The organism is Streptomyces sp. NBC_00154 (genome assembly GCF_026342835.1).
GTDB lineage: Bacteria > Actinomycetota > Actinomycetes > Streptomycetales > Streptomycetaceae > Streptomyces.
This window is the reverse complement of sequence record NZ_JAPEMI010000001.1, coordinates 500,094-524,441: the sequence shown is the minus strand read 5'-3', so window position 1 is coordinate 524,441 and position 24,348 is coordinate 500,094. Positions and strand designations below refer to the sequence as shown.

Annotated in this window: 20 protein-coding genes; 16 read left to right on the top strand and 4 right to left on the bottom strand. The window is 70.7% G+C overall.

Translation table 11 applies throughout. The features are described from left to right. Positions 1-43 precede the first annotated feature (43 nt). Together OHA03_RS02255 and OHA03_RS02250 are read right to left on the bottom strand one after the other, a co-directional pair. A complete protein-coding gene (locus OHA03_RS02255) occupies positions 44-1,174 on the bottom strand; it encodes a PP2C family protein-serine/threonine phosphatase (protein WP_267007899.1) in 1,131 nt (376 codons plus the stop codon). Positions 1,175-1,306: 132 nt separating this feature from the next. After that, positions 1,307-2,329, bottom strand: coding sequence for a LacI family DNA-binding transcriptional regulator (locus tag OHA03_RS02250; RefSeq protein ID WP_267007898.1), 1,023 nt, complete (start codon positions 2,327-2,329; stop codon positions 1,307-1,309). 408 nt (positions 2,330-2,737) lie between these two features. On the opposite strand from OHA03_RS02250, the gene OHA03_RS02245 reads away from it, so the two are divergent. The 12 genes from OHA03_RS02245 (at position 2,738) to OHA03_RS02190 (ending at position 18,853) form a co-directional block, all read left to right on the top strand. Continuing rightward, positions 2,738-4,024, top strand: a complete 1,287-nt coding sequence (locus OHA03_RS02245; RefSeq protein ID WP_267000168.1) for a sugar ABC transporter substrate-binding protein — start codon at positions 2,738-2,740, stop codon at positions 4,022-4,024. Between the two features lie 133 nt (positions 4,025-4,157). Beyond that, positions 4,158-5,027, top strand: coding sequence for a carbohydrate ABC transporter permease (locus OHA03_RS02240; RefSeq protein ID WP_267007897.1), 870 nt, complete (start codon positions 4,158-4,160; stop codon positions 5,025-5,027). Next, entirely contained in the window at positions 5,024-5,884 is an 861-nt protein-coding gene (locus OHA03_RS02235; RefSeq protein ID WP_267000167.1) for a carbohydrate ABC transporter permease, read from the top strand. The genes OHA03_RS02240 and OHA03_RS02235 overlap by 4 nt, the downstream gene beginning before the upstream one ends. Positions 5,885-5,937: 53 nt before the next feature. Then, a complete protein-coding gene (locus tag OHA03_RS02230; protein ID WP_267000165.1) occupies positions 5,938-7,191 on the top strand; it encodes a glycosyl hydrolase in 1,254 nt (417 codons plus the stop codon). Positions 7,192-7,248: 57 nt separating this feature from the next. Next, a complete protein-coding gene (locus tag OHA03_RS02225; protein ID WP_267000163.1) occupies positions 7,249-10,278 on the top strand; it encodes a glycoside hydrolase family 38 C-terminal domain-containing protein in 3,030 nt (1,009 codons plus the stop codon). 272 nt (positions 10,279-10,550) lie between these two features. Further along, positions 10,551-12,134: an ABC transporter substrate-binding protein gene (locus tag OHA03_RS02220; protein ID WP_267000161.1), complete on the top strand. Its 1,584-nt coding sequence runs from the start codon at positions 10,551-10,553 to the stop codon at positions 12,132-12,134. Then, positions 12,131-13,084, top strand: a complete 954-nt coding sequence (locus OHA03_RS02215; protein ID WP_267000159.1) for an ABC transporter permease — start codon at positions 12,131-12,133, stop codon at positions 13,082-13,084. Before OHA03_RS02220 ends, OHA03_RS02215 begins: the two co-directional genes overlap by 4 nt. Next, a complete protein-coding gene (locus OHA03_RS02210; RefSeq protein ID WP_267000157.1) occupies positions 13,081-13,971 on the top strand; it encodes an ABC transporter permease in 891 nt (296 codons plus the stop codon). Before OHA03_RS02215 ends, OHA03_RS02210 begins: the two co-directional genes overlap by 4 nt. After that, complete coding sequence (locus OHA03_RS02205) at positions 13,968-15,059, top strand: ABC transporter ATP-binding protein (protein ID WP_267000155.1); 1,092 nt, start codon at positions 13,968-13,970, stop codon at positions 15,057-15,059. Before OHA03_RS02210 ends, OHA03_RS02205 begins: the two co-directional genes overlap by 4 nt. 71 nt (positions 15,060-15,130) lie before the next feature. Then, entirely contained in the window at positions 15,131-16,087 is a 957-nt protein-coding gene (locus OHA03_RS02200; RefSeq protein WP_267007896.1) for an ABC transporter ATP-binding protein, read from the top strand. A gap of 70 nt (positions 16,088-16,157) precedes the next feature. Further along, positions 16,158-17,963, top strand: coding sequence for a gamma-glutamyltransferase family protein (locus OHA03_RS02195; RefSeq protein ID WP_267000153.1), 1,806 nt, complete (start codon positions 16,158-16,160; stop codon positions 17,961-17,963). A 62-nt stretch (positions 17,964-18,025) separates the two neighbouring features. After that, positions 18,026-18,853, top strand: a complete 828-nt coding sequence (locus tag OHA03_RS02190; RefSeq protein ID WP_267000150.1) for an inositol monophosphatase family protein — start codon at positions 18,026-18,028, stop codon at positions 18,851-18,853. Between the two features lie 80 nt (positions 18,854-18,933). Here the strand turns inward: OHA03_RS02190 and OHA03_RS02185 are convergent, their stop codons facing one another. Both OHA03_RS02185 and OHA03_RS02180 read right to left on the bottom strand, forming a co-directional pair. Then, positions 18,934-19,359, bottom strand: a complete 426-nt coding sequence (locus OHA03_RS02185) for a VOC family protein (RefSeq protein WP_267000148.1) — start codon at positions 19,357-19,359, stop codon at positions 18,934-18,936. Between the two features lie 24 nt (positions 19,360-19,383). Next, the gene (locus OHA03_RS02180; protein WP_267000146.1) at positions 19,384-20,196 is read right to left on the bottom strand and encodes a nucleotidyltransferase domain-containing protein; all 813 of its coding nucleotides are present in this window, start codon (positions 20,194-20,196) and stop codon (positions 19,384-19,386) included. Between the two features lie 87 nt (positions 20,197-20,283). Here OHA03_RS02180 and OHA03_RS02175 point away from each other — a divergent pair, with 87 nt between their 5' ends. Genes OHA03_RS02175 through OHA03_RS02160 form a run of 4 tightly spaced genes read left to right on the top strand, consistent with a single transcriptional unit; the run spans position 20,284 to position 24,325 of the window. Next, entirely contained in the window at positions 20,284-21,699 is a 1,416-nt protein-coding gene (locus OHA03_RS02175; protein ID WP_267000144.1) for an NAD(P)/FAD-dependent oxidoreductase, read from the top strand. A gap of 36 nt (positions 21,700-21,735) precedes the next feature. Further along, positions 21,736-22,272, top strand: coding sequence for an O-acetyl-ADP-ribose deacetylase (locus OHA03_RS02170; protein WP_267000142.1), 537 nt, complete (start codon positions 21,736-21,738; stop codon positions 22,270-22,272). A gap of 49 nt (positions 22,273-22,321) precedes the next feature. Continuing rightward, on the top strand, positions 22,322-23,794 hold the full coding sequence (locus OHA03_RS02165) for an AlkA N-terminal domain-containing protein (RefSeq protein ID WP_267000140.1): 1,473 nt from the start codon (positions 22,322-22,324) through the stop codon (positions 23,792-23,794). A 12-nt stretch (positions 23,795-23,806) separates the two neighbouring features. Continuing rightward, entirely contained in the window at positions 23,807-24,325 is a 519-nt protein-coding gene (locus OHA03_RS02160) for a methylated-DNA--[protein]-cysteine S-methyltransferase (protein ID WP_267000138.1), read from the top strand. The last annotated feature ends 23 nt before the right edge of the window (positions 24,326-24,348 follow it).

The window sequence follows — 24,348 nt, the reverse complement described above, 5'->3', positions numbered from 1 at the left end:
TCGGGGCGTGGCGTACCGCTGTCGGCGGGCCGGCGAGGCTCACCTACGGCTTCCAGCCACCTGCATGGGGTGTTCCCGGAGTGTGGGTAGGCGGGCGCCGCACGGCGAGGGCCGCGATGTCGTCGTCGAGCCTTCCGCCGCTGTAGTGGAGCAGGGCCCGGTGAAGCCGGTCGAGCAGCTCGCGGGGCGGTGTCGGGCCTTGCCGTCGCATCCAGTCCGGCAGGGGGAAGAATTCGCCGGTGCGGTCCCGGGTCTCCGTTACGCCGTCGGTGTAGAGGAGCAGCTGGTCGCCCGGGGCGAAGGCGACGGTGTCGACGTAGTAGTGGTCCCCGATCAGTGTCGCGAGGTTGAGGGGTGGCGAGGGAGTGGTGGGCTCCAGGACGCGGATCTCCCCGAGGTGCACGATGAGCGGCGGGGGATGTCCGCAGTTGAGAAGCCTGACGTGGCCGCCGCCGTGCGGGATCTCGGCGATAAGAGCGGTGGCGAAGCGCTCCGGCAGATCGTGGGCGGGGAACGTGGCGCTGTGGCGGTTGATGCTGGTGTCCAGGCGATGGGTGATGCCCCTCAGGTCGGGCTCGTCGTATGCGGCCTCCCGGAAGCAGCTGATCACCGCCGAGGCCGCCCCCACCGCGGACAGGCCCTTGCCGCGCACGTCGCCGATGAGCAGCCGGACCCCGTACGGTGTGTCGGCCGCCTCATAGAAGTCGCCACCGATCCGGGCCTGCTCCTGAGCCGCCAGGTACAGCGACTCGATCTCGATGTTCTTGATGCGGTGCGGCAGCGGGCGCAGCAGCACTTTCTGGGCTGTGTCGGCGACGAGCCGGATCTGGAAGAGCGCCTCCTCCCGCTGGAGTCGGACATGGCTTGCGTATGCGGCCGCCAGGGTGACCGCGACGATCGCAGCCCCCGTGTACGGCGTCCCCAGGTCGGTGTACACGAGGCTGAGACCGAACATCACCAGCAGGCAGAACGTCCCCAGCAGGATCGTGGGGAGTACGGGCCACATCGCGGCGGCGAGGGCGGGTGCGGCGGGCAGGAGGCGGCTGACGGCGATCTCCCTCGGTGTGGAGAACGCCAGGCCGGCGATGAGGAGGGTGAGGATCACCGGTGCCAGTGGAGCAGCTTCCCACCGGCCGCCGTAGGGAGGACGACGGCGCCACAGCTGCCCGGGCATGATCACAAAGCGCATCATATCGTGACGAAGCACCCATCGAGCTTGATGGGACACAGGCGCTCGGTGGGCTCAGGCAGCGTATGAGACACCCCATAGAGGTACGGGCGTCAGTCGTCAGCCATGCCGCCCGCCTCATGGGCCGCCGGGCGCCGGTGCCGTACTTCCGCGCTCGATCAGCCCGGGCAGCGGTACTTGCACGGTGCGGGCCGCACCGCCGTCGAGCAGTGCGGTCAGCTCGCGTGCGGCGATCCGTCCGAACGCGACCGTGTCCCGGGACAGCGCGGTCAGCCAGGGCACCGTCAGCCGGCACAGCGCGGAGTCCTCCCACGACACGACCGAGACGTCGCCTGGAACGGAGCGGCCGAGGCCCGCGACGACCGTGGCTCCGGCTGCGGCCATCACATCGTTGTCGTAGATGATCGCGGTCGGCGGCGTGGACCGTTCCAGGACTCTGCGTGTGACGGCCGCGCCCTCCGTGTCGGAGTAGTCCGTGGTCACCGAGTGGGCCTCGGCCAGCCCGCGCCGGTCGGCCTCGATACGCAGGGAGCGGATGCGCCGGTCGGTGTGGGCGAGGGAAGGCAGCCCCGCGATGTGCACGATGCGCCGATGGGCCAGCTCGTGCAGCCGGCCGACGATCGCCGCCATGGCGCCCGCATCGTCCGCGCGTACCTGCGAGAGCCCCGGGTGCGGACCCGTGTCGCTGCCGGGCAGAGCGCCGATCACGACTCCGGGCAGCCCGAGTTCGTCCAGCAGGCCGGGGCGGGGGTCGTCCGTACGGGGATCGACGACGAGCACCCCGTCGACGCGGTGCTCCGCCCACCAGCGCCGGTAGACGGCGCACTCGGCCTCCACATCCTCCACCACCTGGAAGAGCAGCCCGAGTTGACGCTCGGCCAGCACCTCCTGGATGCCGGAGATCAGCTGGAGGAAGAACGAGTCCACGCCCAGGCTCGCCGCCGGGCGCGCCACGACCAGCCCCACGGTGGCCGACCCCTCACCCGACAGTGCGCGGGCGGCGGTGCTCGGCCGCCAGCCCAACTGCTCGGCGACGCGCCGGATCCGGTCCCGGGTGATCTCCGAGACGCCGGGGCGGTCGTTGAGCGCGAAGGAGACCGCGCTCTCCGACACTCCGGCGCGCTGGGCGATGTCCTTCATGGTCGGCCGTCGCGCGGGTGTGCGCCTTGCCGGCCGGGTCTCCTCGGCCGGCAGCCCCTTCGGTGTCACCCGGTGCCCCTCTTCCTGCGTTCCCCGTCGCTCCTGGGAGGCGTGGTGCTCACTCGCCCCCGGTGCATCGTAAGCCTTGCCGGCGCTTTGGTCGACCGAAGTGCTCGGTCAACTAATGCGCTTGAGTGCAGGACCTCTAAAGCGCATTAGTCAAGCGTCGTCAATAGCTCCATATACCGCTCTGACCTGCAAGTATCTGGAAAGTTGAGGCTAACTTCAAGCGAATGTATTGACTTTGCGCCGTGTGCATTGGAAGGTCTGCTGGGCGTACGCAGCCGGAGCGTCATCGGCCTCGGCCTGTCGTCCGCACGCCTGGTCCGAGCAAAGGAGCCGTTCACCGTGCGTATCTCCCGCAGAGCAGTAGCCGCTGCCGCCGTACTCGCCACCGTCCTGCCGCTGAGCGCGTGCGGAGGCGGATCCGGCGACAGCTCGTCCGACGCCTCCGGCAAGGTCGAAGGAAAGATCACCTTCCAGACCTGGAACCTGCAGGCGAACTTCAAGGACTACTTCAACGGGGTGATCGCGGACTTCGAGAAGAAGTACCCGGGCACCGAGGTCAAGTGGGTCGACCGGCCGGCCGAGGGCTACGCGGACAAGATCAGTGCCGACGCGGCCGGCGGCACGCTGCCGGACGTCGTCAATGTCTCGCCCGACCTGGTCGCACCACTGGCCAAGGCGGGGCTCGCACTGGACCTCGACAAGGCGGCGGCGAAGTACCGCAAGGAGTACCTGCCGGGCGCCTGGCAGAGCCACCGGATACCGGGCATGGAAGGGACCTACGCCTTCCCCTGGTACCTCAACACCGGACCGCTCTTCTACAACAAGTCCCTCTTCAAGGACGCCGGACTCGACCCCGAGAAGCCGCCGACCACCTACGACGAACTCTTCGACGCAGGTCTGGAACTGGCCACGAAGAGCAAGGGCAAGGTCGCCACGCTGGCCAACGTGCCCACCATCGAGGACTTCGGCCGCTACGGCGGACAGCTGATGAACAAGGAAGGTACGGGCTTCGCCTTCAATGACGCCAAGGGTGTCGAACTGCTCACCCACTACAAGGAGCTGTACGACGCCAAGGCGCTCGACCCGCAGGCGCTGACGGCGACCCCCGAGTCGTCCGGCCACAAGTTCCTCACCGGGTCCGTGGCGATGAACCCGGGCAGCGCACTCGACCTGGAGAACTTCAAGAAGCAGGCCCCGAGTCTCTACAAGAACATCGGGATCACCGACCAGATCAGCAGCACCGGCAAGGCCAACATGTACGTCATGGGCGTCATGGTGAACGCGCAGACGAAGCAGAAGCCGGCGGCCGTGGCCTTCGCCCACTACGTGACCGACGCGACGCGGCAGATGGACTTCGCGAAGCAGGTCGCCATCTTCCCGAGCACCGCCGGATCCCTCGACGACCCGTACTTCACCGAGGAGGACGGCACCGACGTGACCCGGGTCCGGATCGCCGCCGCCAAGTCCCTCAAAACGGCGGTCAATTACACGCCGGTGCTCTTCAGTGACCAGATGAAGACCGAGCTGCGCAACCAGGTGGCGAAGGCGCTGCAGGGCAAGCAGAGCCCCAAGGAAGCTCTTGACAACGCTGTCAAGGCCTGCGACCGGCTGCTGCAGCAGAGCTGAGCCCCCTGTGAAGACCCCCCTCGTGAAATCGGCCACGGCATCTCCGCCGATCCGGGACAGCGGCACAGCGGTACCGGCGGCCCGGGGCGCACGTCCCGGCGACCGCCGGTCCGGCCGGCTCCCCGGTCACCGGATACGCCGCCATCTCCCCTCCAGCCCGTGGCTGTTCGCGGCCCCCGGCCTGCTCGTCGTCGGAACCTTCAGCCTGTTCCCGTTCTTCAGCACCCTGGTCAACGCCTTCACGGACCGCCGGACGCTGATGCCCGGGAAGTTCGTCGGCCTGGCGAACTTCCAGGAGCTGATCCACGACGAGATGTTCTGGATCGGGCTGCGGAACAGCACGCTGTACGTGGTCGGGGTCGTCCCCGCCCTCGTTCTCCTGCCGCTGCTCCTGGCGATGCTCGTCCAGCGGAACATCCCCGGCATCACGTTCTTCCGCTCCGCCTTCTACACCCCCGTCGTCGCCTCCATCGTCGTCGTAGGGCTGATCTGGGTGTGGATGCTCGACGACCGGGGGCTGGTCAACGCGGTACTGGAGGCGGTGGGGATCGGCAGGGTCGGCTTCCTGAGCGACCAGTGGCTGCTGCTGCTCAGCGCGATGACGGTCACGGTCTGGAAGGGCCTCGGCTACTACATGATCATCTATCTGGCCGCGCTGGCCAACGTCCCCAGGGAACTCCACGAGGCGGCCTCCGTGGACGGTGCCGGCGCCGTTCGCCGGTTCTTCACCGTGACCGTTCCCGCCGTCCGCTCCACCATGGTCCTCGTCGGCGCGCTGGCGTCGGTCGCCGCCTTCAAGGCGTTCTCCGAGGTCTATCTGATGGCAGGTCCCTCCGGCGGCCCGGCCGGCGAGGACACCACCCTGGTGATGCTGGTCCAGCGCGTCGGCACCGGACTGACCGGGCGGGTCGGCTATGCCTCCGCGATCTCCGTCGTCATCTTCGTCGTGACGGTCGCCCTGATGCTCCTGGTGCTCCGCGCCGACCGCAAGGAGGACGCATGAGCATCCTGCCCCTCACCGACGCCGACGGCCGCCGCATCCCGGTATGGCAGCTCCTGCTGCGATACGTCCTGCTGTTCGCCGTACTCGCGCTGACCGTCGGACCGTTCCTGTGGCAGCTCTCGACCTCCCTCAAGGGGCCCGGCGAGGACATCTTCAGCTCCCCGCCGAAGTTCTTCCCCGGCCACCCCACCCTGGACAACTACACGCGGGTCGCCGAGACCATCCCGGTCTGGGACTACGCGCTGAACTCCGTCAAGGTGGCGACCGCCAATGTGGTCACCAACTGCGTCGGCTCCGCACTGGCCGGCTACGCGCTGGCCAGGATGCGGTACCGGGGGCGCAGGGCCGCGACGCTGGCGTTCATCCTCGCCATGCTCGTACCCGTCGAGGGCATCATCATCGCCCAATTCACCACCATGCGTGAGCTCGGTCTGAACAACACCCTGATCGGTGTGCTGCTGCCGGGATCCGTCGCCGCGATGAACGTCCTGCTGATGCGCAACGCGTTCCTCAACCTTCCGCACGAGGTGGAGGAGGCGGCGTTCGTCGACGGTGCCAATGTCTGGCAGCGGTTCTTCTGGGTCGCCCTTCCCTCGGTCAGAGGAACCCTTGCCGTCGTAGCGATCTTCGCCTTCATGGGGGCCTGGGACGACTTCCTGTGGCCGCTGATCGTGCTGAGCGACCCGGCGAACTTCACCCTGACCATCGGGCTGAACTATCTGCACGGCACGTTCGCGAACGACGAACGGCTCGTCGCCGCAGGCACGATCATCGCCGTGCTCCCGCTCATCGTGCTCTTCGCCTGCCTGCAGCGTTTCTTCTTCCGGGGCGTCGGCGAAGGCGCCGTCAAGGGCTGACCGCCCGGCCTTTCCCGCCCCTTCGCACCACAGAACCAGGACACCCGTACCGTATGCCTCACTCCCCGCTGCGCTTCGGCGTCAACTACACACCCAGCCAGGGCTGGTTCCACCACTGGCTGGACTTCGACCTCGACGCCGTGCGCGCCGACCTGGACTCGATCGCAGGCCTCGGCCTCGACCACATCCGGGTCTTCCCGCTCTGGCCGCTCTTCCAGCCCAACCGCACCCTGATCCGGCCGCGCGCCGTCGAGCAGCTCGTCCAGCTCGCCGACGCCGCGGCCGAGCGCGGCCTCGACGTCAATGTGGACGGACTGCAGGGACACCTGTCGAGCTTCGACTTCCTGCCCGCATGGACGCAGACCTGGCACCGGCGCAACATCTTCACCGACCCGGACGTGGTGGCGGGCCAGGTCGAATACCTGCGAACGCTCGCCGCAGCCCTCGCCGACCGACCGAACTTCCTCGGTATGACGCTGGGCAATGAGATCAATCAGTTCTCCGGCCCCCCGCACCCCGACCCGGACATCATCACCCCCGAACAGGCAGGTCGTTGGCTGCGCACCCTGCTCGACGCCTGCGAGGAGGGAGCGCCGGGCAGGCTCCATCTGCACGCCGAGTACGACGCCGCCTGGTATCAGGACGACCACGCGTTCACGCCCGCCCACGCGGCCCGGATCGGCGCGGTCACCGCCGTGCACTCGTGGGTTTTCAACGGCACCGCCCAACGGCACGGCCGAACCGGGACCGCCACCGAGCACCACGCCGCCTATCTGATCGAACTGTCCAAGGCGTGGGCCACCGACCCGCACCGGCCCGTCTGGCTGCAGGAGGTCGGCGCCCCGGCTCCGCTCGTTCCCGCCGAGCACGCGGCCGCGTTCACCGAGGCGACCGTGGCGAACGCCCTGGACTGCGAGGACGTGTGGGGCATCACCTGGTGGTGCTCCCACGACGTGTCCCGGTCGCTGGCCGACTTCCCCGAACTCGAATACAGCCTGGGCCTGTTGACCAATGACCGGCAGGTCAAACCGGCCGGGGAGGCCATCGCCGGGATCGTGGCGGACCGGCGGGGCACGGAGTACCGCCCGGCGCCCCGCACCACCGCACTTGTCGTCGACACCGGAGACGACGACACCGCGCCCCGGCGTTCCACATGCGCCCCCGGCGGCGCGTTCTTCGAGGCGTTCGCCCGGCTCACCGCGGACGGGGTCCGGCCCACCGCCGTCCTCGCGAGCCAGGCCGGGAACAAGGAACACCTGACCGCCCGCGGGATCACCGATGTCCTCACCCCGGACCAGGTCCGCTGACGCACCCCGGCCCCACGCAACCGGACCCGCACCCCAACCCACCACGGAGTCACCCTCATGCATGACGACCGCACCCTGGTCGAAGCCCGCCTCAAGCGCGTTCTCGACGAGCGCATCCGGCCTGCCGTCCACCCGGAGTCCGTACCGCTGGACGTCGCGGTCTGGACCGCGCCGGGTGAGCCCGTCCCCGTCGCCGAGGGCCTCGCGGCCCCGGCCGTGTCCATCGCGGTCGGCGACCGGTGGGGCGCGCCCTGGGGCACCAGTTGGTTCCGGGTCTCCGGAACCGTCCCGCAGGCATGGGCGGGCCGCACCGTCGAGGCGCTCCTCGACCTCGGCTTCGACGAGAACATGCCCGGCTTCCAGTGCGAGGGCCTTGTCTACCGGCCCGACGGCACCCCGGTGAAGGGCCTCAACCCGCGCAATCAGTGGGTGCGCATCGGCGCCCCCGTCGCGGGCGGCGAGGACGTGCTGCTGCACATCGAGGCCGCATCCAACCCGGTCATACTCGACTACCACCCCTTTCTGCCGACGCAGCTCGGTGACAAGGAGACCGCGGGCAGCGAACCGCAGTACACCCTCGCCCGGATGGATCTCGCCGTCTTCGACGAGAACGTGTGGAACCTCGTCCAGGACCTGGAGGTGCTCGGCGAACTCATGGCGGAACTTCCGGTCGAGGGCGCCCGCCGCTGGGACGTCCTGCGTGCCGTCGGCCGGGCTCTCGACAGGGTCGACCTGCAGGACGTGAACGGCACCGCGGCCGCCGCCCGCGCCGAGCTCGCCACGGTCCTCGCGGCCCCCGCCGAGCCGTCCGCGCACCGGATCAGCGCCGTCGGTCACGCGCACATCGATTCCGCCTGGCTGTGGCCGCTGCGCGAGACGGTCCGCAAGGTCGCCCGCACGACGTCCAACATGACGGCCCTGCTGGAGGACGAGCCCGACTTCGTCTTCGCGATGTCCCAGGCCCAGCAGTTCGCCTGGATCAAGGAGCACCGCCCCGAGGTCTACGCCAAGGTCAAGAAGGCCGTGGCGGACGGACGGTTCGTGCCGTCCGGCGGCATGTGGGTCGAGTCCGACACGAACATGCCGGGCTCCGAGGCGATGGCCCGTCAGTTCGTGCACGGAAAGCGGTTCTTCCTCGACGAGTTCGGTGTCGAGAACGACGAGGCGTGGCTGCCCGACACCTTCGGCTTCGCCGCCGGTCTGCCGCAGATCATCAAGGCCGCCGGCTCCAAGTGGCTGCTCACCCAGAAGATCTCGTGGAGCCAGACCAACAAGTTCCCGCACCACACCTTCCAGTGGGAAGGCATCGACGGCACCCGGATCTTCACCCACTTCCCGCCCGTCGACACCTACAACTGCTCGATGAAGGGCAGCGAGATCGCCCACGCGGCGAAGAACTTCAAGGACAAGGGCGTCGCCCGGCACTCCCTCGCGCCGACCGGCTGGGGCGACGGAGGCGGCGGCACCACGCGCGAGATGGTCGCGAAGGCGGCCAGGATGCGCAGCCTCGAAGGGTCGGCCACCGTGACCTGGGAGACGCCCGCCGACTTCTTCGCCAAGGCGGAGGCGGAGTACCCGAACGCCCCGGTGTGGGTCGGCGAGCTCTACCTGGAACTGCACCGCGCCACCCTCACCAGCCAGGCGAAGACCAAGCAGGGCAACCGTCGCAGCGAGCACCTGCTGCGCGAGGCCGAGCTGTGGGCCGCCACCGCCGCCGTGCGCACCGGGTTCCCCTACCCGTACGCGGAGTTGGACCGGATCTGGAAGACGGTGCTGCTGCACCAGTTCCACGACATCCTGCCCGGTTCGTCGATCGCCTGGGTGCACCGCGAGGCCGAGAAGACGTACGCGGCCGTCGCCGATGAACTGAACGGCATCGTCGCCGCCGCGCAGCGCGCCCTGGCAGGGGACCCCGCATCGGCGGAGCTGCTTGTCTTCAACTCCGCGCCGCACACCCGCGGCGGGGTTCCGGCCGGTGGCGCCGGGGCCGTCACGGTCGGCAGCCCGGGCCGGCAGGCACCGCGCGAGGGCGGCGGCTACGTGCTCGACAACGGCCTGCTCCAGGTGGAGATCGACGGCCGCGGCCTGGTGGTGTCCGCGTACGACATCGGTGCCGAGCGCGAGACCGTGGCGCCCGGGCAGGCCGCGAACCTGCTGCAGATCCACCCGGACTTCCCGAACATGTGGGACGCCTGGGACGTCGACGCGTTCTACCGCAACACCGTCACGGATCTGACGGAGCTCGACGAGCTCACCCCCGTCGAGGACGAGGGCGCGGTCGGCGTCCGTATCGTCCGCAGCTTCGGCGACTCCCGGGTCACCCAGGTGCTGACGCTCTCCCCGGGCGCCAAGCGGCTCGACATCGACACCGAGGTCGACTGGCACGAGACGGAGAAGTTCCTGAAGGCCGCGTTCCCGCTGGACATCCACGCCGAGCGGTACGCCTCCGAGACCCAGTTCGGGCACTTCTACCGGGCCACCCACACCAACACCAGCTGGGAGGCCGCCAAGTTCGAGGCCTGCAACCACCGCTTCGTCCACCTGGAGGAGCCGGGCTGGGGCGTCGCGCTCGTCAACGACTCGACGTACGGCCACGACGTGACCCGTACCGTCCGCGACTCGAATGCCGGGACGACCACCACCGTCCGGGTCTCACTGCTGCGCGCCCCGCGCTTCCCCGACCCGGAGACCGACCAGGGCGTGCACCGCTTCCGCCATGCGCTCGCGCCGGGCGCCACGATCGGTGACGCGGTCCGTGAGGGCTTCCGGATCAACCTGCCGGAGCGCCGGGTCGCCGGTGACCGTACGGTGGCGCCGCTGGTGACCGTGGACAACGACGCGGTCGTGGTCAGCGCCGTCAAGCTGGCGGACGACGCGAGCGGCGATGTCGTCGTACGGCTCTACGAGTCGACCGGCGGCCGTGCCAGGGTCCGGCTCGGCATCGGCTTCGAGTTCGCCGATCCGAAGGTGACCGACCTGCTGGAGCGGCCGCTCGCCGAGGGCAACGTGCCGGTGCGGGTGGAGGGGGGCGTACAGCTGTCGCTGCGCCCGTTCGAGCTGGTCACGGTGCGACTGACGCGCCGCTGAGCGGGGCCGGGACGGGGCGGGGGTAGGGCCCCGACGGACCGGCGGAAACAGGCCGGGCGGACTGGCCTCGATGTCGTAACAGGGCATCCAGGTCAATCCGCCCGGCCCGTGTGTGTCCTACACCTTTCCGTTATCCGATCGTCAGTGAAAACCGTCCGCTATATGGACACCCCCCTTGCCCCGCGGACTGTATGCGAAATACGGTCGGCGGTATTCCTTGATCACCCTCTGGCGGGAGGTAGGCCCTCGTGCGCCGAAAAGCGGTTGCCCTGGTGGCAGTTGCATTGGTGTCCCTCACCTCGGGCTGCGCGTCGTTGCAGTCCTCGGCGACCGAAGTCGGCGGTGTGCGGAAAACCGACGAACGGTCCGTACGCGACGGCGGGACACTCACCGTTGCTCTCAACTCCGACCCGGACAAACTCGACCCCACCCTGGCCCAGACCCTCGTCGGCCGGACGGTCTTCGCGGGCATGTGCGAGAAGCTCTACGACATCGACGAGGACGGCGTGGTCGTGCCGCAGCTCGCCGTCGCACTGCCCGCCACCTCGGCCGACGGTCGCACCGTTACCGTCCGGCTGCGCCACGACCTGAAGTTCAGCGACGGCACGAGGCTCGATGCCCAGGCCGTCGTCACCTCGCTGCTGCGACACCGCGATCTGCCCGGCTCCGCGCGCGGCACCGAGCTGGCCCCGGTCAAGTCCATCCGGGCCACCGGCCCGTACACCGTGCGGATGGAACTCGACCACCCGTACGTCCCGCTCACCGGTGTGCTCGCCGACCGGGCCGGGATGGTGATGTCACCGACCGCGCTCAAGAAGTACGGGAAGAACTTCACGAACCACCCGTCCTGCGTCGGACCGTTCCGGTTCGTCGAGCGGGTCGGCGGCGACCGGATCGTGCTGAAGAAGGACCCCAACTACTACGACGCGGACAAGGTCCACCTCGACGGGGTCATCTACAAGCCGATCCCCGACGGCAACGTCCGGCTCGCCAACCTGCGCTCCGGCGACCTTCAGGTCGGCGACCAGATGGGCCCCATCGACGTCCGGAGCGCGCTGACCGAGCCCAAGCTCCAGCTCTTCAACTCGCCGTCACTCGGCTACCAGGGCATCGGACTCAACGTCGGCAATGTGCACGGCCTCGGCAAGAAGCCCGGCAAGCTCGACACCCCGATCGCCCGGGACGTCCGGGTCCGTGAGGCGTTCGAGCTCGCCATCGACCGCGAGACACTCAACAAGGTCGTCTTCCAGGGCATGTACGAGCCGGCCTGTGGGCCGATCTCCCCGCAGTCCGCCATCGCCCCCGGCGTCAAGCCCCAGGACTGTCCCGGGCGTGATGTCGCCAAGGCGAAGAAGCTGCTGAAGGAGGCCGGGGTGAAGACCCCGGTGAAGATCGAGCTGAAGACCTCCACCACCCCCGAACAGGGGCGCGTCGGGCAGGTCCTCCAGGCCATGGTCAAGGAGGCCGGCTTCGACCTCTCCCTGCGGCCCACCGAGTACGCCACCATGCTCTCGGAGACCGACGCCGGGCACTACGACGTCTTCACCAGCGGCTGGTCCGGCCGGCTCGACCCGGACGGCAACGTCTCCAACTTCCTCAGGACAGCGGGCGCCATGAACGCCTACGGCCTCGGTGACCCCGAGATCGACCGGCTGATCGACGAGGGCCGCACCGTCGCCGACCCGGCCCGGCGCACCAAGATCTACAACGAGCTGACCCGGCGCGTTCAGGACGCCCACACGATGATCTACCTCTACCGGCAGAAGAACTACGTCGTCGCCACCAAGTCCGTCGCGGGTATCCGCGTCTACGGCGACGGTCTGGTCCGGGTCAAGACTGCGGGGTACACCCGATGACGAAATACCTGCTGGCGCGCCTTCGTCAGTCCCTCATCACGCTCTTCCTCGTCTCCATCGTGGTGTTCGCCGGAATCCGGGCCCTGCCCGGCGACCCGGCGCTCGCCCTCGCCGGTGAGGAACGCAGCCCCGAGGCGATCGCCGCGATCCGTGAGGCGTACGGGCTCAACGACAACATCGTCGTGCAGTACGGGCGGTTCATCGGCCACGCCCTCACCGGCGACCTCGGCACGTCCTCCCGTACCGGCCTCCCGGTCGCCGACGCCATCGGCCAGGCCCTGCCCGTCACCCTGGAACTGGCGGCGCTCTCCCTGCTGCTCGCCGTCGTCCTCGGCATCGGCGCCGGAGTCGTCGCCGCCGTGCGGCGCGGCAAGCCGGAGGAATGGCTCGCCAACGTCATCGCGCTGATCGGCCTCTCCGTCCCGACCTTCTGGCTCGGCATCGTGCTGGTCCTCGGATTCGCCATCGCCGTCCCGGTGTTCGCCGCTTCCGGCTACGTACCGTTCGGCACCGATCCGATCGACAACCTGCGCCGCATGGTGCTGCCCGCGATCGTCCTCGGCTCCGGACTCGCCGCCGTCGTGATGCGGCAGACCCGGGCCGCGATGCTCGACTCGCTCTCCGCCGACTACGTCCGTACCGCCCGCGCCAAGGGGCTGTCGAAGCGGTCCGTCGTCGGCGGGCACGCCCTGCGCAACTCGCTCGTCACCGTCGTGACCGTCCTCGGTCTCCAGCTCGGCCATCTGATCTCCGGCGCCGTGGTCACCGAGCAGATCTTCGTCCTGCCCGGCTTCGGCAAGCTCACCATCGACGCCGTTTTCACCCGCGACTACGCGACACTCCAGGCCGTGGTGCTCTGCACCTCCGCCGCGTACATCCTCATCAATCTGCTGGTCGACGTGGTCTATTCGGTCATCGACCCGCGCATCCGGCTCGGAGGTGCCCGGTGACCACCGCGACCACAGCGCTCCCCACCACCCCGGAGGCCGCCAGGAAGCGGCCCAGCAGCGGCCGGCTCCGCGCCCTGCGCAAGAACCGGCTCGCCCTCACCGGCGGCATCATCGCTACCGTCTTCGTCCTCGCCGCGCTCCTCGCGCCACTGATCGCCCCGTACGACCCCGCCCAGCCGAATTTCGGGAACGTACTCGCCGAACCCAGCTGGGCCCACTGGCTCGGCACCGACGACCTCGGACGCGACCAGCTCTCCCGCATCGTGTACGGGGCACGCGCCTCCATGCAGGTCGGCCTCGTCGCCGTCGTGCTGGCCTTCGTCATCGGCGTACCCCTCGGACTGGTCGGCGGCTACTACGGCCGGTTCGCGGACAGCACCATCTCCCGGCTCACCGACACCATGCTGGCGTTCCCGTTCCTGGTGCTCGCCGTCGGCCTGGCCGCGATCCTCGGCCCGTCGCTGACCAACGCCACCATCGCCATCGGCATCTCGCAGATCCCCGCAGTCATCCGCATCACCCGGGCCGAGACCCTGCGGCTCAAGCACGTCGACTACGTCGGCGCGGCCATCGCCAACGGTGGTGGAGACGGCACCGTGCTCTTCCGGCACATCCTGCCCAACGCCACCTCGGCACTGATCGTGCAGGCGACCGTCGGCATCCCCGCCGCGATCATCGGCGAGGCGCTGCTCAGCTTCCTCGGGCTCGGTGTCCAGCCGCCGGCCCCGTCGCTCGGCGTGATGCTCTCCGGCGCCCAGTCGTTCCTGGCGCCCGCCCCCTGGCTCGCCGTCTTCCCCGGCCTGGCGATCGTCGCGGCGACGCTGGCCTTCAACCTGCTCGGCGACGGACTGCGTGACGTCCTCGACCCCCGCGGAGGCACCCGATGACCGAGACCCTTCTCGAACCCGTACGGGAGCCGGTGCGCGAGCCGGTCCTGAGCGTCCGCGACCTGTCGGTGTCGTTCCGCTCCGACACCCGGACCGTGCACGCCGTCGACGGTGTCTCCTACGACCTCGCCCCCGGCGAAGTCCTCGCCGTGGTGGGGGAGTCGGGGTGTGGCAAGTCCGTCACCTCCATGGCCGTGATGGGCCTGCTCCCGTCCACCGCGCACATCGGCGGTTCCATCAGGCTCGGCGGCCGGGAACTCGTCGGCGCCCACGAGAAGGAGCTCCAGAAGGTCCGCGGCAAGGACATCGCGATGATCTTCCAGGAGCCGATGACCTCGCTCAACCCGGTCCTCACCATCGGCCGGCAGATCGGCGAAGTGCTGCGCAGGCACCAGGGGCTGAGCAGGAAGGACGCCAGGGCGAGGGCCGTCGAACTCCTCGAACTGGTCGGCATCCCGGCCCCACAGCGCCGTATCGACGAGTACCCGCACCAGCTCTCCGGCGGCATGCGGCAGCGCGTGATGATCGCGATCGCCGTCGCCTGCGACCCGTCCGTACTCATCGCTGACGAGCCGACCACCGCACTCGACGTCACCGTCCAGGCCGGCATCCTCGAAGTCCTCCAGTCGCTGCGCGAACGGCTCGGTACGGCGATCGTCCTGGTCACCCACGACCTCGGCGTGGTGGCGGACGCCGCCGACCGGGTGCTGGTGATGTACGCCGGACGCTCCGTCGAACAGGCGCCGGTCCACGACCTGTTCGCCTCCGCCCGACACCCGTACACCCAGGGCCTGCTCGGCGCCGTCCTGCGGCCCGGCGGCGAGGGCAAGCGGCGGCTGCCCGAGATCCCCGGCCTGGTGCCGAGCCTCGACAGCCAGCCGGACGCCTGCACCTTCGCCCCTCGGTGCAGCCGCGCCGACGACACCTGCACCGGTGGCCGGCCCGGCTTCAAGGCCATCGACCCGAAGGCGGGCGCGGACGCCCTCCACCGGGCGGCCTGCTGGCACCCCTACGGCGCCGACGCCGCCGCGGACACCACCCCCGCACCCGACACGACCGACACACCTGACCAGGAGGCCGGAGAGTGACCACCGCACAGACGGTCCCCGCACCGCGCGGCAGCGCCGGAGAGAACGTACCGGTGCTCGAAATCACCGCCATGGAACGGCACTTCGGCGCCTCCGGCGGTGGCACCGTCCGCGCCGTCGACGGTGTCTCGATCACCATCGGCCGCGGCGAGGTCGTCGGCCTGGTCGGCGAGTCCGGCAGTGGCAAGTCGACCGTCGGCCGCTGCGCCGTACGCCTCGACGAACCGACCGGCGGCACCGTCCGCATCAACGGCACCGACGTCACCCACCTCTCGCGCCGCGCCCTGCGCCCTCTGCGCAAGGACTTCCACCTGGTCTTCCAGGACCCGTCGTCCTCGCTCGACCCGCGCATGACCATCGGCCAGATCATCGCCGAACCGATCAAGCTGCACCGCCAGGCCCGGGGCGAGGAGGCGCGCGCCAGGGTCGAGCAGCTCCTCGGCCAGGTCGGCCTGCGCCCCGAGCACGCCGACCGGCATCCGCACGAGCTCTCCGGCGGCCAGCGCCAGCGCATCTCCATCGCCCGTGCGCTCTCCTGCGACCCCGATCTGGTCGTCGCCGACGAACCGACGTCCGCGCTCGACGTCTCCGTGCAGGCGTCCGTCCTCAACCTGCTCGCCGACCTGCAGCGCGACCGCGGGTTCGGCTGCCTGTTCATCACCCACGACCTGGCCGCCGTCGAGTTCCTCGCCGACCGGATCGCCGTGATGTACCTCGGGCAGATCGTCGAACAGGCCCCGACCGCCGAACTGTTCGCCTCCCCGAAGCACCCCTACACCCAGGCGCTGCTCTCCGCCGCGCCCGTCCCCGACCCGGTCGAGCAGCGCTCCCGGGAACGCATCGTGCTCCACGGCGACCTGCCCAGCCCGCTCGATCCCCCGGCAGGCTGCCGCTTCCACACCCGCTGCCCGCTCGCCACCGACCGCTGCCGCACCGAGGTACCGGCCCTGCGCGAGCTGCCCGGCGGACGGCAGGTCTCCTGTCACCTCGTCGAAGCGGACGGGACCGCCCCGGACGCGGCCTCCTGACCTTCCGTACATACGATCCGAACCACACACAAGTACGTCGCACAGCACGTCGTAGCTAGGAGCCGCATCCGTGTTCACCACCCGGCCGACCCTTCAGGGCACCTTCGGCATGGTGTCCTCCACCCACTGGCTCGCCTCGCAGTCCGCGATGGCCGTCCTGGAGGACGGCGGCAATGCCTATGACGCCGCCGTCGCCGCCGGATTCGTCCTGCACGTCGTCGAACCGCACCTCAACGGCCCGGCCGGTGAGGTGCCGATGATCCTGGCGCCGAGCGACGGCGACGTGCAGGTCCTCTGCGGCCAGGGCCCGGCCCCGGCCGGCGCCACCGTCGCCCACTACCGCTCCCTCGGCCTGGACCTCGTCCCCGGCACCGGCCCCCTCGCCGCCGCGGTCCCCGGTGCGTTCGACGCCTGGATGCTGCTGCTGCGCGACCACGGCACCAAGTCCGTCGCCGAGGTGCTGCGGTACGCGATCGGCTACGCGGAGGACGGCCACGCACCCGTCGAGCGGATAGGCCAGACCGTCGAGACGGTCCGCGAACTCTTCGAGACCGAGTGGCAGTCCTCCGCCGACGTCTACCTCCCCGGCGGCAAGTCCCCCGAGCCGGGCGAGCTCTTCCGCAATCCCGCCCTCGCCGCGACCTGGCGCCGCCTGATCGCCGAGGCCGAGAAGACCGGCGGCGACGACCGCATCGCTCAGATCGACGCCGCACGGAAGATCTGGAGCGAGGGCTTCATCGCCGAAGCCCTGGTCCGCCAGGCCGCCCGCCCCACCATGGACACCAGCGGCAGCCGCCACACCGGCACCCTCACCGCCGCCGACCTGGCCGGCTGGTCCGCGTCGTACGAGGCGCCCGCCACGTACGACTGGAACGGCTGGACGCTCGCCAAGGCCGGCGGCTGGAGCCAGGGCCCCGCCTTCCTCCAGCAGCTCGCCCTGCTCCCTGCCGAGCTCCCGCAGTACGGCTCCGCGGAGTACGTACACCTGCTCATCGAGGGCTGCAAGCTCGCCATGGCCGACCGTGAGGCCTGGTACGGCGACGCCGCCGACGTGCCCCTCGACGTGCTGCTCTCGGAGCCGTACAACGCCGAGCGGCGCGCACTGATCACCGACGAGGCGTCGCGCGAGCTGCGCCCCGGCAGCCCCGGCGGCCGCACCCCTGTCCTCAGCGAGCACGCGCACGCCGTCGCCTCCGGCGAGGACGGGTTCGACGCCATGGGCATCCCGGCGGCGGGCGTCGGCGAGCCGACCGTCGCCAAGGACGGCGCGACCCGTGGTGACACCTGCCACGTCGACATCGTCGACCGCTGGGGCAACATGGTCTCCGCGACCCCCAGCGGTGGCTGGCTCCAGTCCAACCCGGTCGTGCCGGAGCTCGGCTTCCCGCTCGGCACCCGCCTCCAGATGGCCTGGCTCGACGAGGGCCTGCCGAACTCGCTCACCCCCGGCCGCCGCCCCCGCACCACCCTCACCCCGTCCCTCGCCCTGCGCGACGGCGTCCCGGTGATGGCCTTCGGCACGCCCGGCGGCGACCAGCAGGACCAGTGGCAGGTCCACTTCTTCCTCGCCGTCGCGCTGCGCGCCGAGGTCCGGGGCGGGCTCGACCTGCAGGGCGCCATCGACGCACCGAACTGGCACAACGACAGCTTTCCCGGCTCGTTCTTCCCGCGCGGCATGCGGCCCGGCAGCGTCACCGTCGAGGAGCGCATGGACCCGGAGGTCGTCGAGGAGCTGCGCCGCCGGGGCCATGACGTCACGGTCGGGGATCCGTGGTCCGAGGGCCGGATGTGCGCCGTCGCCCGCGACCCGGAGACCGGCGTTCTCTCCGCCGCCGCGAACCCGCGTGGCATGCAGGGGTACGCCGTAGGCCGCTGACGGTCACCTTCACGTCATGACCAGGTCGTCAGAGACCCGGTGGACCGTGCTTAGCTGGAGTCATGATCGATGACTTCCTTGCCGGGGACCTGACCGAGGTCGAGGCGGCGGTCCGCGCAGCGGCCGCCGCCGAGATCATGCCGCGCTACCGGCAGCTCGCCGCACACGAGATCGTCGAGAAGAGCGGTCCGCACGACCTCGTCACCACCGCCGACCGCCTCGCCGAGGAACACCTCACCGCGTCCCTCACCCGCCTCCTGCCCGGCTCGGTGGTCGTCGGTGAGGAGTCGGTCCACGCCGATCCGAAGGTGTACGACGCCCTGGGCGGCGAGGCACCGGTCTGGATCGTCGACCCGGTCGACGGCACCCGCCAGTTCGTCCGCGGCGAGCCCGGCTTCTGCACCCTCGTCGCCCTCGCCCACCACGGCGAACTCCTCGCCTCGTGGACGTACGCCGCGGCCCTGGACACGATGGCGGTCGCGGTCCGCGGCCGCGGCGCCACGCTGAACGGCGTCCCGATGCGTTCCGGATCGCCCGCGCCGGGCGCCGTGCTCGAGGTGGCCATGTCGCACCCCGACTACACCTCCGACGCCCAGAAGCACGCCCTGCTCGGGCTGCGCACCGAAGGTATCAACGCGCGACCGTGCGGCTCTGCGGGCCTCGAATACCTGGCCGTCGCCCGCGGCGACCAGGACGCGGTCGCCTTCAACTGGGAGTACGCCTGGGACCACGCGGCGGGCCTGCTCCTGGTCACGGAGGCGGGTGGCGCGCAGGCCACGCTCTCGGGCGCCCCGTTCCGTATCACCGGCGGCAACGCCCTGCCCTTCACGGCCGCCCGCGACGAGGCGACGGCCGAGCGGATCCTGGAGGCACTGCGCGCCGGAGGATGATCCGGCTCACCGGGACCGGCGGGTCCCGGTGCGGCTCGCCGACGCGCAGGCGCTGCGGACAGCCGTCCGCGACGACCGGGCTACGGCTGCGTCACCCGGTGCAGGACCAGACAGAACGGATGCCCCGCCGGATCGGCATAGATCCGCCACGGCCGCTCGGCCCGCTCCGGGTCCGCCTCCCCGACGTCGTCCGTGCTCCCGTCGTCGAGTACGGTCGCGCCGGCGGCGACGACCTCCGCCTGCGCCGCGTCCAGGTCCGGCACACCGAAGTCCAGATGGAACTGCTGGGGCCGCGCCGGGTCCGGCCACTGCGGCGGCCGATAATCCGCCGCCCGCTGGAACGCGAGGACGAGACCGGCGTCGGTGTGCAGCGTCGCCCAGTTCTCGTCGAGCCCCCACCGGCGGTCCGGTTCGTTGACCCGGCCGCCCACGACCGACCGGTAGAACTCGGCGAGACGTACGGGATCGGGGCAGTCGAGCACCACGCACTGAAGTTCGGCGATCATGACCGGATCCTAAGCCGGACCCGGTCACCGGAACACTGCCCGCACATCCCGCACCACAGCGGCCGCCGTCTCCACCGCCGCCACGTCCAGCCCCCGCAGCGCCACGCCCACCCGCTCGGCGAAGTCCGCCGGAGTCTGCGGCAACAGCGCGGCCGCCGCCAGCGCGCCCTTCTCGTTCAGACACCAGGTGCGGTGATGGGCGTGGAGGGACTGGACGAGGATGCCGAACGCCCTCGACAGGCACAGTGCGACATGCAGGGTGTCGCCGGAGGAGGCCGATTTTCGTGCCGCGGCCACCGAGAAGTCCGCCTCCCAGGCGGCGTCGGCGAGCGCCTTGCGCAGCGGCTCCGGGTAGCTGCGGGTCTCCTGTTGAAGCTCCGTCAGTTCACCGGAAGGATCGGCCAGTACGCGGCTGAGCGCCACCTCGCCCGGATAGCAGGGGGACCAGAACCCCAGCGGATGGCCGGGCTGGATGCCCACCTCGAAGCGGCCCTCACGGCAGTCGGACCAGACCTGCTCGACCCGGTCCAGGTCGCGCAGGATCCAGTCCACCGGCGTGCCGTCGACCCGCAGCCACGCACCGCCGTTGACCCACGGCCCCCAGCCGCCCGGACCCGCCACCTCCACCGGGGAGCCCGTCACCTCGCACGCGAGTGCGGTCAGCGCGGCCAGGTCGGGAGCGCCCCGGTAGTAGACGCCGAGGTCCCAGTCGGAGTCTTGGCGGTGTGTGCCACGGGCGCGGCTGCCGCCGAGGACGACTGCCCGGACACCGGGCAGTTCGGCCAGCCGCGCCGCCATGTCGCCGATGAGTGATACATCTACCGAATCCCTGTTCATCGGCACGGACGTTACCCGTGGCCCGGCTGTCGATGCGGCGGAATATCCTTGAGTCTCTTGGCCGTCGGCTGACAAAGGAGTCCGCAGGTGCCGTCGATGCTCGATGCCGTCGTCGTGGGGGCGGGACCCAACGGACTGACCGCCGCCGCCGAACTGGCCCGCCGTGGCTTCTCGGTGGAGGTGTTCGAGGCGGCAGAGACCGTCGGAGGCGGCGCCCGTACCGAGGAGCTCACCCTCCCCGGCTTCCGCCACGACCCGTGTTCCGCCGTGCACCCGCTGGGCATCGGCTCGCCCGCCTTCGCGGCCATGCCGCTCGCCCGGCACGGCCTGGAGTGGCTCCAGCCCGAGCTGGCGCTCGCCCACCCCTTCCCGGACGGTTCCGCCGCGATTCTCACCGGGTCGGTGGGGGAGAGCGCCATGTCGCTGGGGCCGCAGGACGCGGGGGCGTACCGCAGACTGCTCGCCCCGTACCTCGGCCACTGGGACACGCTCGCCCAGGACTTCCTGCGGACCCCGTGGGACGGGCTGCCGCGCGATCCGTACCACTGGGCGCGGTTCGGACTGCATGCGATCCAGCCCGCCACGCTGCTATCCCGCCGGTTCCAGGGCGCGAAGGCGCGCGGCCTGTTTGCCGGGCTCGCCGCCCATGCCATAGCTCCCACCAGCGGAATCGCCACCGGCGGCATTGCGCTGCTCTTCGCGCTCGCCGCGCACGAGAACGGCTGGCCGGTGCCGCGCGGCGGCTCACAGGCCATCTCGGACGCCCTCGCCTCGTACGTACGCGAACTGGGTGGCGCGATCCGTACCGGCACGGAGGTCAAGCGCCTCGACGAGCTCCCGCCCGCGCGCGCCTACGTCTTCGACACCTCGCCGACCGCCCTCGCCCGGATCGCCGGACTGGGTCACGCCTACCGCGGCTACCGGTACGGCGCCTCCTGTTTCAAGGTCGACTATGCCCTGTCGGGCCCAGTCCCCTGGACCGCGAAGGAGGCACGGCGGGCCGGCACGGTCCATGTCGGTCCCACGGCCGGTGAGATCGAGGGCGCGCTGCGCGCCGCGGTGGCGGGCCGCGACCCGAGCGTGCCGTTCCTGATCACCGCGCAGCCCAGCCTCTTCGACCCGTCGCGCGCGCCGGAGGGCCGTCACGTCTTCTGGGCGTACGGGCATGTCCCGGCGGGCTGGGAGGGTGACGCCACCGAAGTCATCGAGCGGCAGCTGGAGCGGTTCGCGCCCGGCTTCCGCGATCTGGTGCTCGCCCGCGCCGTCGCCGGTCCGCCACAACTCGCCGTGCGCAACGCCAATTACGTCGGCGGTGACATCGCCTGCGGCGCGTTCGCCGGACTGCAGACGGTGATCCGGCCGAAGCTGGCCCGCGTGCCTTACGCGACGGCGCACCCGGCCGTGTTCCTGTGCTCCTCGGCCACCCCTCCCGGACCCGGGGTGCACGGGATGTCCGGTCACCATGCGGCGAAGGCGGTCTGGCGACGACTCCGGGCGGCCTGACCCACCGGAGCCGCCCGGTGACGGCATCATGGCCACATGCACACACCTGAGGCCGTCACCGTCACCCTGGTACGCGGTGACATCACCCAGCAGTCCGCCGATGTCATCGTCAACGCGGCGAACTCCTCGCTCCTCGGCGGCGGCGGGGTCGACGGAGCCATCCACCGGCGAGGCGGTCCGGAGATCCTCGCCGGGTGCCGGGAGCTGCGCGCCTCGCAGTACGGAAAGGGGCTGCCCACCGGCCAGGCGGTCGCCACGACCGCCGGCAGGCTCGACGCCCGATGGGTGGTCCACACGGTGGGACCGGTCTGGAGCAGCGCCGAGGACCGGTCCGCGCTGCTGGCCTCCTGCTACCGCGAATCGCTGCGGGTGGCCGCCGAGCTGGGCGCGCGTACCGTGGCCTTTCCCGCCATCTCGACCGGCATCTACGGCTGGCCCATGGACGACGGGGCGCGCATCGCCGTCCGTACCGTGCTGGCGGAGGCTGCCGCGCCGGTCGAGGAGGTGCGGTTCGTGCTCTTCGACGCACATGCGTTCGTGGAGTTCGAAGAGGTCCTGGCAGCGAAAGGCTGATGTCGGTTTCTCGCCAGCCCCCACGTGTCCGGTGACCCATGCTTGAAGCATGTACACCGACACCGAGCGCTGCGTACGGGCCGTCCGGTCCAAGGACGCCCGCTTCGACGGCTGGTTCTTCACGGCGGTGCTGACCACCCGGATCTACTGCCGTCCGAGCTGCCCCGTCGTGCCGCCCAAGGTCGAGAACATGACCTTCTACCCCAGCGCCGCCGCCTGCCAGCAGGCCGGATTCCGCGCCTGCAAGCGGTGCCGGCCCGACACCAGCCCCGGCTCCCCGGAGTGGAACGCCCGCGCCGACTCGGTCGCCCGCGCGATGCGGCTCATCGCGGACGGGGTCGTCGACCGCGAGGGCGTGCCCGGGCTGGCCGCCCGGCTCGGCTACTCCGCCCGTCAGATCGAACGCCAGCTCCTCGGCGAACTGGGCGCCGGCCCGTTGGCCCTGGCCCGCGCCCAGCGCGCCCAGACCGCCCGGCTGCTCATCGAGACGACCGGACTCCCCATGGCCGACGTGGCGTTCGCGGCCGGGTTCTCGTCCGTCCGTACCTTCAACGACACCGTCCGTGAGGTCTTCGCCCTCGCGCCCGGCGAGCTGCGCACCCGCGCCGCCCGGTCCGTGAAGACGTCGGCCACACCGGGCGTGATCGCACTGAGGCTGCCGTACCGGGCCCCGCTCAACCCGTCCAACCTCTTCGGCCACCTCGCCGCGACAGCGGTCCCCGGCGTCGAGGAATGGCGCGAGGGCGCCTACCGACGCACGCTCACCCTCCCGTACGGGCACGGCATCGTCGCCCTCACCCCGCACCCCGACCACATCGCGTGCCGGCTCTTCCTCACCGATCCGCGCGACCTCACCCTCGCCATCAGCCGCTGCCGCTGGCTGCTCGACCTGGACGCCGACCCGGTCGCCGTCGACGACCAGCTGCGGGCCGATCCGCTGCTCGCCCCGCTGATCGACAAGGCCCCCGGGCGGCGGGTGCCGCGTACCGTCGACGGCGCGGAGTTCGCCGTACGGGCAGTGCTCGGCCAGCAGGTCTCCACGGCCGCCGCCCGCACCCACGCGGCCCGCCTGGTCACCGCGCACGGCATCCCCGTCGACGACCCGGAGGGCGGCCTCACCCACCTCTTCCCCACCCCCGAGGCGCTGGCATGCCTCGACCCCGGGCAACTCGCCCTGCCCCGCAGCCGCCGCACCACCCTCACCACACTCGTCGGTGCGCTCGCCGACGGCTCGCTGCAGCTCGGCACCGACAGCGAGTGGGAGAGGGCCCGGGCCGAACTCATCGCACTGCCCGGCTTCGGCCCGTGGACCGTCGAGGTCATCGCCATGCGGGCGCTCGGCGACCCGGACGCCTTTCTCCCCACCGACCTCGGCATCCGGCGGGCTGCGGAGGAACTCGGCCTCCCGTCGACCCCCGCGGCGCTCACCGCACGAGCGGCGGCCTGGCGCCCCTGGCGGGCGTACGCGGTCCAGTATCTGTGGACCGTCGACGACCACCCCATCAACCGCCTGCCCGTATAAGGGAGTTCCCGCATGACTGCGACACATCTCGCGACCCGTCGGCACACGGTCGTCGACAGCCCGTACGGCCCGCTCACCCTCGTCGCCACCGACGGTGTGCTCTCGGGTCTCTATATGACCGAGCAGCGGCACCGGCCGCCCGAGGAGACCTTCGGCGACCCCGATCCACGCCCCTTCGCGGAGACGATCCGCCAGCTGGACGCCTACTTCGCGGGCGAGCTGCGGGAGTTCGATCTGCCGCTGCACCTGGACGGAACGCCGTTCCAGCGCAGCGTGTGGGAGCAGCTCCGGCAGATCCCGTACGGGGAGACACGCTCGTACGGAGAACTCGCCGAGCACCTGGGCAAGCCGGGCGCCTCACGCGCGGTGGGTCTCGCCAACGGCAAGAACCCGGTGGGGATCATCGTTCCGTGCCACCGGGTCATCGGAGCCTCCGGCAGCCTCACCGGCTACGGCGGCGGTCTCGACCGCAAGCAGCGGCTGCTGGCCTTCGAGAACGGAACAGGGGAGGACACCCCGGCGCTCTTCTGAGGGCTGTGATCCGGACACGGCGA

What these genes read in the sequence shown, in the direction of transcription:
- OHA03_RS02255 (WP_267007899.1), bottom strand. Translation starts at nt 1,174, where the DNA reads ATGCCCGGGCAGCTGTGGCGCCGTCGTCCTCCCTACGGCGGCCGGTGG.
- OHA03_RS02250 (WP_267007898.1), bottom strand. Translation starts at nt 2,329, where the DNA reads ATGAAGGACATCGCCCAGCGCGCCGGAGTGTCGGAGAGCGCGGTCTCC.
- OHA03_RS02235 (WP_267000167.1), top strand. Translation starts at nt 5,024, where the DNA reads ATGAGCATCCTGCCCCTCACCGACGCCGACGGCCGCCGCATCCCGGTA.
- OHA03_RS02230 (WP_267000165.1), top strand. Translation starts at nt 5,938, where the DNA reads ATGCCTCACTCCCCGCTGCGCTTCGGCGTCAACTACACACCCAGCCAG.
- OHA03_RS02225 (WP_267000163.1), top strand. Translation starts at nt 7,249, where the DNA reads ATGCATGACGACCGCACCCTGGTCGAAGCCCGCCTCAAGCGCGTTCTC.
- OHA03_RS02215 (WP_267000159.1), top strand. Translation starts at nt 12,131, where the DNA reads ATGACGAAATACCTGCTGGCGCGCCTTCGTCAGTCCCTCATCACGCTC.
- OHA03_RS02205 (WP_267000155.1), top strand. Translation starts at nt 13,968, where the DNA reads ATGACCGAGACCCTTCTCGAACCCGTACGGGAGCCGGTGCGCGAGCCG.
- OHA03_RS02200 (WP_267007896.1), top strand. Translation starts at nt 15,131, where the DNA reads ATGGAACGGCACTTCGGCGCCTCCGGCGGTGGCACCGTCCGCGCCGTC.
- OHA03_RS02190 (WP_267000150.1), top strand. Translation starts at nt 18,026, where the DNA reads ATGATCGATGACTTCCTTGCCGGGGACCTGACCGAGGTCGAGGCGGCG.
- OHA03_RS02185 (WP_267000148.1), bottom strand. Translation starts at nt 19,359, where the DNA reads ATGATCGCCGAACTTCAGTGCGTGGTGCTCGACTGCCCCGATCCCGTA.
- OHA03_RS02180 (WP_267000146.1), bottom strand. Translation starts at nt 20,196, where the DNA reads ATGAACAGGGATTCGGTAGATGTATCACTCATCGGCGACATGGCGGCG.
- OHA03_RS02170 (WP_267000142.1), top strand. Translation starts at nt 21,736, where the DNA reads ATGCACACACCTGAGGCCGTCACCGTCACCCTGGTACGCGGTGACATC.
- OHA03_RS02165 (WP_267000140.1), top strand. Translation starts at nt 22,322, where the DNA reads ATGTACACCGACACCGAGCGCTGCGTACGGGCCGTCCGGTCCAAGGAC.
- OHA03_RS02160 (WP_267000138.1), top strand. Translation starts at nt 23,807, where the DNA reads ATGACTGCGACACATCTCGCGACCCGTCGGCACACGGTCGTCGACAGC.